Here is a 12,230-nt window from a genome sequence, read left to right on the forward strand (position 1 = left end):
CGGCGGGGTCGGAATGCGGTTGTCCGGATTCCGAGGCCGAAATTTCTGGCATGTGCCAAGGGGGCGGCCCGATTCGGACTTGTTCGGAGGACGTGACAACATGCCGTCATGTCCTCCGCGCTGACCGATCTCTTCCCCCTTCCGATCGTGCAGGCCCCCATGGCGGGCGGGGTCTCCGTCCCGCAGCTCGCCGCCGCCGTGTCCGAGGCGGGCGGGCTGGGGTTCCTTGCCGCCGGGTACAAGACCGCCGACGGGATGTACCAGGAGATCAAGCAGCTCCGGGGGCTGACCGGCCGTCCTTTCGGTGTGAACGTCTTCATGCCGCAGCCCGAGCATGCCGAGTCCGGGGCCGTGGAGGTCTACGCGCATCAGCTGGCCGGTGAGGCCGCCTGGTACGAGACCGAGCTCGGCGACCCCGACAGCGGCCGGGACGACGGGTACGAGGCCAAGCTGGCCGTGCTGCTCGACAACCCGGTGGCCGTGGCCTCGTTCCACTTCGGCGTCCCGAGCCGGGACGTCCTCGACTCCCTGCGCCGCGCAGGAACCTTCACCCTCGTCACCGCGACCACCGCCGAGGAGGCCCTCGCCGTCGAGCGGGCCGGGGCGGACGCGGTGATCGCACAGGGCGTGGAGGCCGGCGGTCACCAGGGCACCCACCGGGACGTGCAGGAGAACGACGGCTCCGGGATCGGGCTGCTGTCGCTGGTCGCCCAGATCCGGGAGACGGTGGGCATTCCCGTCGTCGCCGCCGGCGGCATCATGCGCGGCAGCCAGATCGCCGCCGTGCTGGCCGCGGGCGCGAGCGCCGCCCAGCTGGGTACGGCCTTCCTCGCCACCCCCGAGTCCGGCGCCGCCGACCTCCACAAGCAGGCGCTGACCAACCCGCTGTTCACCCGGACCGCACTGACCCGGGCGTTCTCCGGGCGGCCCGCCCGCGGACTGGTCAACCGCTTCATGCGCGAGCACGGACCGTACGCGCCCGCCGCCTACCCGGAGGTCCACCACCTCACCTCCCCGCTGCGCAAGGCCGCCGCCAAGGCCGGGGACGCCCAGGGCATGGCCCTGTGGGCCGGGCAGGGGCACCGGATGGCCCGGGAACTGCCCGCCGGACAGCTGGTGGAGACCCTCGCCGAGGAACTCGCCGCCGCGTCGACAGCGTTGTCGACCACGGGAGCGACCAAGGCGGACACCGAGAGGGGGGACGGGCGATGACCGCCCCCGTCTTCGTCGTCGAGCACTTCCCCGCGGACGGCACCGGACAGTACGTCCTGGACGGGCCCGAGGGGCGGCACGCGGTCTCCGTGAAGCGGCTCCAGCCCGGCGAGGAGGTCGTCCTCACCGACGGCGCCGGACGCTACGCGGTGTGCGACGTGGTCGCCGTCGAGGGCAAGGACCGGCTGGTCGTGCACCTGACGACGGTGTCCGAAGAACCCGCGCCGCGGCCCCGGATCACCGTCGTCCAGGCCCTCCCCAAGGGCGACCGCGGGGAGGTCGCCGTCGAGACCATGACCGAGGTCGGCGTCGACCGCATCGTGCCCTGGCAGGCCGCCCGCTGCATCACCCAGTGGAAGGGCGAGCGGGGCCTGAAGTCGCTGGCGAAGTGGCGGGCCACCGCCCGCGAGGCCGGCAAGCAGTCCCGCCGGGTGCGGTTCCCGGAGGTCGCGGACGCGGCGACGACCAAGCAGGTCGCCGCACTTCTCGCCGAAGCCGACCTCGCCGCCGTACTCCACTCCGACTTCGAGCACGACAGCGAGCCGCTGGCCGCGGCCGAACTGCCCGCCGGCGGCGAGATCGTGCTGGTCGTCGGGCCCGAAGGGGGCGTCGCCCGCGACGAGTTGGCGCTCTTCGAGGAGGCGGGTGCCAGGGCCTGCACCCTGGGGCCCACCGTGATGCGCACATCGACCGCCGGCACGGCGGCGGCGGCCCTGCTGCTGGGCCGCACCGGCCGCTGGTCCTGAACCGCGACACGACCGCGAACACACCCCGGGGGGAACACGCCGTGGAACTTGCCCAGGTCCGGCTTCTGGTCACCGACTTCGCCGCCTGCTACCGCTTCTATTCCGAGGTGCTCGGGCTGAAGCCGCAGTCGGGGGCGAGCGAGGGACCGTACGAGAAGTTCAGCCCGCACGCCGGGTCCGCGGGGATCGCCCTGCAGGACCGGGCGATGATGGCCGAGGTGCTGGAGGAACTGGGAGAGCCGGCTACCGGGCACCGGTCGCTGGTGGTGCTGCGCGTCGACGACCTCGACGCCTACTGCGAGCAGATCACCGCACAGGGCGCCGTCCTCGTGCACGGCCCGGCGCCGATGACGGAACGCATGCGCGTCGCCCACCTCAAGGACCCGGAGGGGAACCTGGTGGAACTGCAGGAGTGGCTGCTGCTGCGCCCCTGACGGCGGCCGCCGGGAGCGGCTCCCGGTCCCCCAGGGGGACATGACCGAACACCTGAGTGGCCGTATGCCCCCTACCGTCACGGGCCCGGCGGTGGCAGGCTGCCCTCCATGGGGGCATTGAGGCGGATTTGGCGTCGGCCGCGCGCGACCAGGGTGGCGGCCGTGGCGGGCCTTGTCGTGCTCGGCGCGGGCGGTGCCGTGGCGTGCCAGCCGAGCGACCTGAACACCGCGACCGTCGCGTACACCACCGACCAGACCGCCACCGCCGAGCTGAAACGGCAGCACGTCGACGTCAGTTGGCTCACCTGCACCGGCAACTACGGCTCGGCGTCGAAGGCCACCGGGACGCCGTCCCCCTCCGAGACCACCGTCGTCTCCGTCGACTGCAGGGGGAAGACGAAGGACGGCCGGAACATCACCGTCACCGGGAAGGTCACGAAGGCGGTCAACGGGGCCTGCGTGCGCGGGGACCTCGTCGCCGAGGTCGGCGGCAAGGAGTGGTTCCATGTGAAGGGCCTGGGCAACTGCACCGCCACGCCCGGCCCGTCGTACAGCTACCGGCCGCCCACGTACGGGCAGCAGCCCGGTCCCACGGTCACCGTCACCAGGACCATCTGGTGCCAGGGTGACCCCAAGTGCTGGCCCGTGCAGGGAAAGTGATCGAAATCGACCGCCGGAAATGCGCCGCGGTGCATAGGCTGAGCGGGTGACTCAGGGTGCAGCGACAGGACCGCGGTCCTACCTCCGATTTCCCCATGTCCACGGCGATCTGATCGCCTTCACCGCCGAGGACGACGTGTGGCTCGCGCCCCTCGACGGCGGCCGGGCCTGGCGGGTCAGCGCCGACAACGTCCCGGTGACCCTGCCCCGCATCTCGCCCGACGGGACCACGGTCGCCTGGACCTCCACCCGCGACGGCGCCCCCGAGATCCATGTGGCCCCCGTCGACGGCGGTTCCTCGACCCGGCTGACGCACTGGGGGAGCATGCGCACCCAGGTGCGCGGCTGGACCGACGACGGGCAGGTCCTCGCGATCAGCACGTACGGCCAGGCCAGCCTGAGGCGCAGCTGGGCCCGTACCGTCCCGCTCGACGGCGGCCCCTCCACCGTCCTGCCGTACGGCCCGGTCGGGCATGTCGCCTTCGGGCCGAGCGCCGTGCTGCTGTCCTCGCCGATGGGACGGGACGCGGCCTGGTGGAAGCGGTACCGGGGCGGCACGGCCGGCAAGCTGTGGATCGACCGCGAGGGGGACGGGGAGTTCGTACGGCTGCACGAGGAGCTGGACGGCCAGCTGGAGTACCCGGCGTGGGTCGGCGACCGGCTCGCGTTCCTCTCCGACCACGAGGGCACCGGGGCGCTCTACTCCTCCCTCGCCGACGGCTCCGACCTGCGCCGGCACACCCCCCTCGACGGTTTCTACGCCCGGCACGCGGCGAGCGACGGCACCCGGGTCGTCTACGCCTCGGCCGGTGAACTCTGGCTCCTGGACGACCTGGAGGGCGCCGAACCGCGCCCGCTGGACATCCGGCTCGGCGGGCCCCGCGTCGACCGGCAGCCGTACCCGGTCAACGCGGCCCGCTGGTTCGGCTCCGCCTCGCCCGACCACACCGCGCGCGGCAGCGCCGTCCTGGTACGCGGCGGCGTGCACTGGGTGACCCACCGCTCCGGCCCGGCGCGGGCCCTCGCCGCCCAGCCCGGGGTGCGGGCCCGGCGGCCCGTCACCTTCCGCGCGGACACCGAGGAGTGGGTGGTGTGGGTGACGGACGCCGAGGGCGAGGACGCCCTGGAGTTCGCCCCCGCCACCGGCGTCGTGCCCGGCTCCACCCCGCGCCGGCTCGCCGCCGGGCAGCTCGGCCGGGTCCTGGAACTCGCCGTCGCCCCCGACGGCGGCCGGGTCGCCGTCGCCGCGCACGACGGACGCCTGCTGCTCGTCGAACGCGAGACGGGCGAGGTGCGCGAGGTCGACCGCAGCGAGGACGGCGATGTCTCCGGGCTGGCCTTCTCACCGGACTCGGGCTGGCTCGCCTGGTCGCACCCCGGTGCCGGCGGGCTCGCCCAGCTCCGCATCGCCCACACCACCGACCTCACCGTCACCGAGGCGACCCCGCTGCGCTTCCAGGACTACGCCCCCGCCTTCACCCGCGACGGCAAACACCTGGCGTTCCTCTCCACCCGCTCCTTCGACCCGGTCTACGACGAGCACGTCTTCGACCTGGCCTTCGTGGTCGGCGACCGCCCCCACCTGATCACCCTCGCGGCCACCACCCCCTCGCCGTTCGGACCGCAGCGGCACGGCCGCCCCTTCGAGACCCCGGACAAGGACGAGACCCCGGACGCCGAGGGCACCCCCGCCACCCGCATCGACCTGGAGGGCCTCGCCGACCGGATCGTGCCGTTCCCCGTCGAGGCCGGCCGCTACTCCGGACTGCGCGCCGCCAAGGACGGCGTCCTGTGGCTGCGCCACCCGGTGCGCGGCGTGCTCGGCGCCTCCCGCGCCCACCCCGAGGACCCCGACCCCAAGACCGAGCTGGAGCGCTACGACCTCGCCCAGCAGCGCATCGAGTACCTCGCCTCCGACGCCGACCACTTCGAGGTCAGCGGCGACGGCAAACGCGTCCTGCTGTGGGCCGACAGCAAGCTCAAGGTCGTACCCAGCGACCGCCGCGCCTCGGGCGACGACGACAGCGACACCAACATCACCGTCGACCTGACCCGGGTACGGCAGACCGTCGACCCGGCCGCCGAGTGGCGGCAGATGTTCGACGAGACCGGCCGCATCATGCGCGACCAGTTCTGGCGCCCGGACCTCGGCGGCGTCGACTGGGACGGCGTCCTCGCCCGCTACCGGCCGCTCGTCGAGCGTGTCGCCACCCACGACGACCTCGTCGACCTGCTCTGGGAGGTCCAGGGCGAACTCGGCACCTCGCACGCCTACGTCACCCCGCGCGGCGGCCACGGCGGCGGCGCCCGCCAGGGTCTGCTCGGCGCCGACATCTCCCGGCACGCGGACGGCAGCTGGCGCATCGACCGCATCCTGCCCGCCGAGACCTCCGACCCCGGCGCCCGCTCCCCTCTCGCGGCACCCGGCGTCGCGGTCCGCCCCGGCGACGCGATCGTGGCCGTCGCCGGCCGCCCCGTCGACCCGGTGACCGGCCCCGGCCCGCTGCTCGTCGGCACGGCGGGCAAGGCGGTCGAACTGACCGTGTCCCCGGCGGGCGGCGGCGAGCTGCGCCACCCGGTCGTCGTGCCGGTCGCCGACGAGGAGCCGCTGCGGTACCACGCGTGGGTCGCCGACCGCCGTGCCCACGTCCACGAACTGTCCGGCGGCCGGCTCGGCTACCTCCACGTCCCCGACATGCAGGCGCCCGGCTGGGCCCAGATCCACCGCGACCTGAACGTGGAGATGGCCCGCGAGGGCATCGTCGTCGACGTCCGGGAGAACCGGGGCGGGCACACCTCCCAGCTCGTCGTGGAGAAACTGGCCCGGCGGATCGTCGGCTGGGACCTGCCGCGCGGCATGCGGCCGCAGAGCTACCCGAGGGACGCGCCCCGGGGGCCGGTGGTCGTGGTCGCGAACGAGTTCTCCGGCTCGGACGGCGACATCGTCAACGCGGCGATCAAGGCGCTCGGCATCGGCCCGGTGGTCGGCACCCGCACCTGGGGCGGCGTGATCGGCATCGACAGCCGCTACCGCCTGGTCGACGGCACGCTGGTCACCCAGCCGAAGTACGCGTTCTGGCTGGAGGGCTACGGCTGGGGCGTCGAGAACCACGGCGTCGACCCGGACGTGGAGGTCCTGCAGACCCCGCAGGACTGGGGGGCGGGGAGAGATCCCCAGCTGGACGAGGCGGTACGGATGGCGCTGGAGGCCTTGGAGACGACGCCGGCGAAGACTCCGCCGACGTTGCCGATGTAGGGAGGGGTGCCGGGTCCGGCCAAGGGGCGCGGGGCCGAGTCGATATGCGGCTCCGCCGCGTGGGCGCGACCAGCCCCCACCGGACCCGCACCCAACGGCGATACGATGCCCCGGAAGATCGATCACGGCGCCCAGGAAGGAAGCCGCATGGCTGGGGAACCCCAGGACGACTGCCTCTTCTGCAAGATCGTCGAAGGCCACGTCCCCGCGACGATCGTCCGTGAGACGGACACCACCGTCGCCTTCCGGGACATCAACCCCCAGGCACCCACCCACGTCCTGGTGATCCCCAAGGTCCACTACAGGGACGCCGCCGAGCTCGCCGAGGCCGAGCCCGCCGTCGCCGCCGACATACTGCGCGAGGCGCGGGCCGTCGCCGACGAGGACAAGCTGGAGAGCTACCGCATCGTCTTCAACACCGGCAGCGGCGCCGGCCAGACCGTCTGGCACACCCACGCGCACGTCCTCGGCGGCCGTGGTCTGCAGTGGCCGCCCGGGTAACTCACCATGTCCGTACGTGAGTTGGTCGTCCTCGGCACGGCCAGCCAGGTCCCCACCCGGCACCGCAACCACAACGGCTACCTGCTCCGCTGGGACGGCGAGGGCATCCTCTTCGACCCCGGCGAGGGCACCCAGCGGCAGATGCTGCGCGCCGGGGTCGCCGCGCACGACCTCAACCGGATCTGCGTCACCCACTTCCACGGCGACCACTCCCTCGGCCTCGCCGGGGTCATCCAGCGGATCAACCTCGACAAGGTCCCGCACCCGGTCACCGCGCACTACCCCAAGTCCGGGCAGCGCTTCTTCGACCGCCTCCGCTACGCCACCGCCTACCGGGAGACCGTCGGCATCACCGAGGCCCCGGTCGACGCGGACGGCGACCTCGCCCGCACCCCGTCGTACACGCTCCACGCCCGGAAGCTGTCGCACCCCGTCGAGTCGTACGGCTACCGGCTCGTCGAACCCGACGGCCGCCGCATACTGCCCGAACGGCTCGCCGCGCACGGCATCACCGGCCCCGACGTCGGCCGGCTCCAGCGCACGGGCGTCCTCGGGGACATCACCCTCGACCAGGTCAGCGAGGTGCGCCGCGGCCAGCGGTTCGCGTTCGTCATGGACACCCGGCTGTGCGACGGCGTGCACGAGCTCGCCGAGGGTTGCGACCTGCTCGTCATCGAGTCGACCTTCCTCGACGAGGACGCCGGACTCGCCGAGGACCACGGCCACCTGACCGCCGGGCAGGCCGCCGCCGTCGCACGGGACGCGGGGGTACGGCACCTCGTGCTGACCCACTTCAGCCAGCGCTACTCCGAACCCGAGAACCCCGAGAGCTTCGAGCGGCAGGCGCGGGCCGCCGGATACGAGGGGGAGTTGACCGTCGCGCGGGATCTGCTCCGTGTGCCGGTTCCGAAGCGCAGGTGACACAGCCGTACCATGCTTTGATGCCCCTCCCCAAAGCAGAACTGCACCTCCACATCGAAGGCACCCTGGAGCCCGAGCTGGCGTTCCGGCTCGCCGGGCGCAACGGCGTCGAGCTGCCGTACCCGGACACGGACGCGCTGCGCAAGGCGTACCAGTTCGACGACCTGCAGTCCTTCCTGAACCTGTACTACGAGCTCATGGCCGTCCTGCGCACCGAGCAGGACTTCGAGGACCTCGCCAACGCCTACCTCGCCCGCGCCGCCGCCCAGGGCGTCCGGCACGCGGAGATCTTCTTCGACCCGCAGGCGCACATCGCGCGCGGGGTGCCGATGGGCACGGTCGTGGAAGGGCTGTGGCGGGCGCTCGGCAGCAGCGCCGGGAACCACGGCGTCTCCACCCGCCTCATCATGTGCTTCCTGCGCGACGAGTCCGCCGGGTCGGCGATGGAGACGCTCGAGGCCGCGCGACCGTACCTGGACCGGATCACGGGGGTCGGGCTGGACTCGGCCGAGGTCGGGCATCCGCCGGTCAAGTTCCGCGAGGTGTACGAGGCCGCCGCCGCGCTCGGGCTGCGGCGCGTGGCCCATGCGGGCGAGGAGGGGCCGCCGGAGTACATCACCGAGGCGCTGGACGTGCTCGGGGTGGAGCGCGTCGACCACGGGCTACGCTGCATGGAGGACGCGGAACTGGTCGCGCGTCTGGTGCGGGAGCGGATCCCGCTGACGCTGTGCCCGCTGTCGAACGTCCGCCTCCGCGCCGTCGACGTGCTGGCCGAGCACCCACTTCCGGCCATGATCGAGGCCGGGCTGCTGTGCACGGTCAACTCCGACGACCCGGCCTACTTCGGCGGTTACGTCGCCGACAACTACCACGCCGTACGCGACTCCCTGGGGCTGTCCAGGGAGCAGATGCGCGGACTGGCCCGCAACTCCTTCCTCGCGTCCTTCCTGGAGGACGACGAGGAACTGCGGGCGCGGTATCTCGCCGAGGTGGAGGCGTACGAGTTCGGCGGGCCCGGCCGGCCCCACGCCCAGGCGATCGGTTAGGCGATCGGCTAGGCGGCGACGTCCAGCCGCACCGTCTCGTCGGTGAGCGCCGGGCGGGTCGTGACGGTGGTGGTCCTGCGCCGCAGCGCCACCGCCGTCAGCGGTACGGCGACCGCCAGCAGGCCCACCGCCAGGACCGTCCCCATCGCGGGGAACCCGGCCCGCGCCGACAGCAGGCTGCCGGTCATCGGCCCGACGGCCGTCCCCAGCGACGACGCCGACCCGACCAGCACCGCCCAGCGGCCGCGCGGGTCCAGGGAGGCGGCCAGGCCGATGACGTACGACAGGACGACCGGGTAGAGCAGGTTCCAGGCGATCTCGCCGGACGCGAACGTCGTCAGGTCGGTGGCGGACGCGCTGAGCACGATGCAGCCCGCGATGAGGACCGTGCCCAGGCCGATCGGCAGCGCCTGCCCGAGCCGCGGGCCCAGGGCGCCGGCCCCGACCACGCCCAGCAGACCGGCGCCGAGCGCGACCGCGAACACCCCGCCGACGGTCACCTCGCTGAGATGAGCCTGCGTCAGGCCGATCCGGCCGCTCACGCCCCACAGCGAGTTCTGCGCGGCCGACCAGCACGGCATGGCGGCGGCCAGCAGCAGGCCCGAGCGGAGGTGCGGCAGGCGCGGGCCGGCGGTGAGGGCGACGGTCCGGGCCGTACGCGGGGACAGCCGGGCGGTGAGCGGCCAGACGGCGAGGGCGGTGAGCGCGATCGCGGCGAGGGGCTGCGCATGGCCCGGACCGAGGCGCGGGACCGTCAGATAGACGGCACCGGCGAGGGCGGAGACGCCGAGCAGGCCGAGGGTGGTGACGCGGTGGGGGTTGCGCTGCGCGGCGATGCCGGTGGCGGCCACGGCGGTGATCGTGCCGGAGCCGAAGCCTCCGGCGACCGCGCCGGCTATGACCGCCGGGACGTGGGTGGTGAGGGCGGCGCCGCCGTAGCCGAGGACGGCGAGCAGCAGGCCGGCCCGGGCGAGGGTGCGGGGGCCGATGCGGTCCACCCGGGAGGCGAGCAGGAAGCCGGCCGCCGCGGAGCTCAGCAGCAGCGCGCTGCCGACGGCGCCCGCCTGGGTCGCGGAGAGGGGGAGCCCTGATTCCAGTCTGCCGACGGTGGTCGGGAGGAGGTACGGGGCGAGATACCCGGCCGTGAAAAGGGCGACGAGGGGCCAGGGGGTGGTGCGGGGGGCGGACACGGGCGTTCCCAGGGCATGCGAAAGGAGCGGCTCAAGAAGGGGGTTGGGCGCAGGCCGTCGACGGACAGGAACGCGCGGGCAATTTGTATCAAGCGGGGGGAGGCTGAAGAGAGGGTGGGGGGTGTGATCTGGGTCATGTTCGGTTTTGGGTGAGGGGAGGGGGGTAGGAGCGCCGCGCGCCGTAGGGGAGCAGTGCGGTGGCGGGTGCGGGTGCGTCGTGGCTGATCGCACAGTTCCCCGTGCCCCTTGGGCGGTGGCGTTCAGCGCCAGGTGACCGTGCCGCCCGTTGTCGCCGACTCGATTCTCGCGCGGATCTCCCTCATCACCGCCACGATCTCGCCCTCGTGCTCCGGTGTCAGGCGTGCCACCGGTACCGAGCAGCTGATCGCGTCCTGGGCCGGGGTGTCGTAGCGCAGGGCGAAGCCGAAGCCGGTGATGCCGAGGACGCCCTCCTCGCGGTCGATCGAGTAGCCGCGGGTGCGCACCTCGGCGAGGTCCGCCGCGAGGGAGTCCCTGGTGGTGTGGGTCTTCGGGGTCAGTGCCCGGTACGGGCCCCCGGGCAGGCCGGTGTCCGGGCGTTCGGCCAGCAGCGCCTTGCCCAGTGCCCCGGCGTGGGCGGGCAGCCGCCGGCCCACCCTGTTGATCGTGCGCAGGTATTCGTGGGACTCCCGGGTCGCCAGGTAGGCCACGTCGCGGCCGTCCAGGCGGCCCAGGTGGATCGTCTCGCCCAGGGCCTCCGACGCCTCGTCCAGGTACGGGCGGACCAGGCGGACGCGCGGGTCGGAGTCCAGGTAGGTCGTGCCGGTCAGCAGGGTGCGGATGCCGATGCCGTAGAGGGAACCGGTCGTGTCGGTGCGCACCCAGCCGCGGGTGATCAGCGTCTGCAGCAGGGCGTACATCGAGCTGCGCGGGACGCCGAGTTCGTCCGCCAGTTCCTGGAGGCGGGCCGGGCGGTCGCCGCGGGCCGCGAGGAGCTCCAGCAGCTCCACCGTGCGCGCCGCGGACTTCACCTCGCGGACGCCTGCTGTCTCGGACATGTGCCGATCGTAAGGGGGGTGGGGCGGTGGGTGCCGGGGGTTGAGGAACATCGGAACGAAAACTGGCGCTAAGCCCTCGTCGGTCCTGGTGGGCGGCTGACGGAGTGTCGGCGGCCGGACCCGTCTGAAGTCGTTCCGCAGATAACACCCTATTATCCGTGGCATCGCTGATCACGACCTGCGGCAACGTCCGCGGGGCCGTGCGCGAAGCGACCCTGTTATCTGTGGCAAGGGGAAAACGAGTGCCCGCCGTCGTACGACTGCCCGCCGGGAAGGCGCTGACCGTCCGCACGGCGGCCGACGTCTTCCTCGACTCGCTCGGCAACGCCAACACCCTCCGCTCGTACGCCACCGGGGTCGGCAAGACCGCCGAACGCCTCGGCGAGGCCCGTCCGCTCGCCACCGTGGCGGACGACGAGATCGGCGGCGCCCTGGAACAGCTGTGGGGCGAGGCCGCGGTCAACACCTGGAACGCCCGCCGGGCTTCGGTGCTGTCCTGGCTGGGCTGGTGTGCCGAGCGCGGGTACGACGGCCCGGCGGTGCCGGCCTGGGTGAAGCGGATGCCGCCGCCGGACTCGGAGACCCCGGCCCGCTCGAAGATGGCGGTCGACCGGCTGATCGGCCGCCGCGACGTCCACCTACGGGAGAAGACGCTGTGGCGGATGTTGTACGAGACGGTCGCTCGGTCGGAGGAGATCCTCGGCGTCAACATCGAGGAGTTGGACCTGGCCGGGCGCCGGGCCCCGGTGAAGGCGAAGGGTGCCCAGCCGCGTACGCGCCACCGGGGCGCCCCGCGCGAGGAGTTCGTACTGGAGACCGTGTACTGGGACGCGGGTACCGCGCGCCTGCTGCCCCGGCTGATCAAGGGCCGTACGCGCGGCCCGGTGTTCGTCACCCATCGCCGTCCGGGGCCGGGGAAGGTCGTCAGCCCGCGCGACGTCTGCCCGGACACGGGTCTGGAGGAGGCCAATGCCCGACTCAAGGCAGCCGAGGCCGAGCGGCAGGAGCTGACCGACTTCTACGCGCACGTCATCAACGAGCTTTCCACAGAGCTGGACCGCGTGACCGCCGAACGCAACGAACTCCTTGGCAACGTCCGCCATATCGGCTCAGCCGTCAGCCGACGAGACCCTGGGTGACGTGCACCATCACACCAGAGCTTGATGATGCGACATCATCTCAGTATGATGAATGCATCATCTTCGAGTCGGAGGTCCTGCTGTGATC

At 72.9% G+C, this 12,230-nt stretch carries 11 protein-coding genes; 9 read left to right on the plus strand and 2 right to left on the minus strand.

The window, feature by feature from the left end; all coding sequences use genetic code 11:
- The first annotated feature begins 108 nt into the window (after nucleotides 1-108).
- The 8 genes from AB0D85_RS43715 to AB0D85_RS43750 all read left to right on the plus strand — a co-directional run bounded on the left by AB0D85_RS43715 (nucleotide 109) and on the right by AB0D85_RS43750 (nucleotide 8,776).
- Nucleotides 109-1,212 (plus strand): nitronate monooxygenase, encoded by a 1,104-nt coding sequence (locus AB0D85_RS43715; RefSeq protein ID WP_362333970.1) that lies wholly within the window; start codon nucleotides 109-111, stop codon nucleotides 1,210-1,212.
- Nucleotides 1,209-1,958 carry a 16S rRNA (uracil(1498)-N(3))-methyltransferase gene (locus AB0D85_RS43720; protein WP_362333973.1) on the plus strand — a complete coding sequence of 250 codons (750 nt, stop codon included), beginning with the start codon at nucleotides 1,209-1,211 and terminating at the stop codon, nucleotides 1,956-1,958. Before AB0D85_RS43715 ends, AB0D85_RS43720 begins: the two co-directional genes overlap by 4 nt.
- A 41-nt stretch (nucleotides 1,959-1,999) precedes the next feature.
- The gene (locus AB0D85_RS43725) at nucleotides 2,000-2,392 is read left to right on the plus strand and encodes a VOC family protein (protein ID WP_362333975.1); all 393 of its coding nucleotides are present in this window, start codon (nucleotides 2,000-2,002) and stop codon (nucleotides 2,390-2,392) included.
- A gap of 108 nt (nucleotides 2,393-2,500) precedes the next feature.
- Nucleotides 2,501-3,052: a hypothetical protein gene (locus AB0D85_RS43730; RefSeq protein WP_362333977.1), complete on the plus strand. Its 552-nt coding sequence runs from the start codon at nucleotides 2,501-2,503 to the stop codon at nucleotides 3,050-3,052.
- A 46-nt stretch (nucleotides 3,053-3,098) separates the two neighbouring features.
- Entirely contained in the window at nucleotides 3,099-6,308 is a 3,210-nt protein-coding gene (locus AB0D85_RS43735; protein ID WP_362333980.1) for a S41 family peptidase, read from the plus strand.
- A gap of 147 nt (nucleotides 6,309-6,455) precedes the next feature.
- A complete protein-coding gene (locus AB0D85_RS43740) occupies nucleotides 6,456-6,809 on the plus strand; it encodes a histidine triad nucleotide-binding protein (protein WP_362333982.1) in 354 nt (117 codons plus the stop codon).
- Nucleotides 6,810-6,815: 6 nt separating this feature from the next.
- Nucleotides 6,816-7,730: a ribonuclease Z gene (locus AB0D85_RS43745; RefSeq protein WP_362333984.1), complete on the plus strand. Its 915-nt coding sequence runs from the start codon at nucleotides 6,816-6,818 to the stop codon at nucleotides 7,728-7,730.
- Nucleotides 7,731-7,750: 20 nt separating this feature from the next.
- Nucleotides 7,751-8,776, plus strand: a complete 1,026-nt coding sequence (locus AB0D85_RS43750) for an adenosine deaminase (protein ID WP_362333986.1) — start codon at nucleotides 7,751-7,753, stop codon at nucleotides 8,774-8,776.
- 8 nt (nucleotides 8,777-8,784) lie between these two features.
- Here the strand turns inward: AB0D85_RS43750 and AB0D85_RS43755 are convergent, their stop codons facing one another.
- Together AB0D85_RS43755 and AB0D85_RS43760 are read right to left on the minus strand one after the other, a co-directional pair.
- Nucleotides 8,785-9,966, minus strand: a complete 1,182-nt coding sequence (locus AB0D85_RS43755; protein ID WP_362333989.1) for an MFS transporter — start codon at nucleotides 9,964-9,966, stop codon at nucleotides 8,785-8,787.
- Between the two features lie 260 nt (nucleotides 9,967-10,226).
- The gene (locus AB0D85_RS43760) at nucleotides 10,227-11,003 is read right to left on the minus strand and encodes an IclR family transcriptional regulator (protein ID WP_362333992.1); all 777 of its coding nucleotides are present in this window, start codon (nucleotides 11,001-11,003) and stop codon (nucleotides 10,227-10,229) included.
- A gap of 242 nt (nucleotides 11,004-11,245) precedes the next feature.
- On the opposite strand from AB0D85_RS43760, the gene AB0D85_RS43765 reads away from it, so the two are divergent.
- Nucleotides 11,246-12,142 carry a site-specific integrase gene (locus AB0D85_RS43765; protein ID WP_362334193.1) on the plus strand — a complete coding sequence of 299 codons (897 nt, stop codon included), beginning with the start codon at nucleotides 11,246-11,248 and terminating at the stop codon, nucleotides 12,140-12,142.
- Nucleotides 12,143-12,230: the final 88 nt, after the last annotated feature.

Origin of the sequence: Streptomyces sp. NPDC048277, assembly GCF_040652235.1 — a bacterium.
GTDB lineage: Bacteria > Actinomycetota > Actinomycetes > Streptomycetales > Streptomycetaceae > Streptomyces.

Coding starts and splice junctions, on each gene's coding strand:
- AB0D85_RS43750 (WP_362333986.1), top strand. CDS start 7,751: ATGCCCCTCCCCAAAGCAGAACTGCACCTCCACATCGAAGGCACCCTG.
- AB0D85_RS43730 (WP_362333977.1), top strand. CDS start 2,501: ATGGGGGCATTGAGGCGGATTTGGCGTCGGCCGCGCGCGACCAGGGTG.
- AB0D85_RS43720 (WP_362333973.1), top strand. CDS start 1,209: ATGACCGCCCCCGTCTTCGTCGTCGAGCACTTCCCCGCGGACGGCACC.
- AB0D85_RS43760 (WP_362333992.1), bottom strand. CDS start 11,003: ATGTCCGAGACAGCAGGCGTCCGCGAGGTGAAGTCCGCGGCGCGCACG.
- AB0D85_RS43715 (WP_362333970.1), top strand. CDS start 109: ATGTCCTCCGCGCTGACCGATCTCTTCCCCCTTCCGATCGTGCAGGCC.
- AB0D85_RS43740 (WP_362333982.1), top strand. CDS start 6,456: ATGGCTGGGGAACCCCAGGACGACTGCCTCTTCTGCAAGATCGTCGAA.
- AB0D85_RS43745 (WP_362333984.1), top strand. CDS start 6,816: ATGTCCGTACGTGAGTTGGTCGTCCTCGGCACGGCCAGCCAGGTCCCC.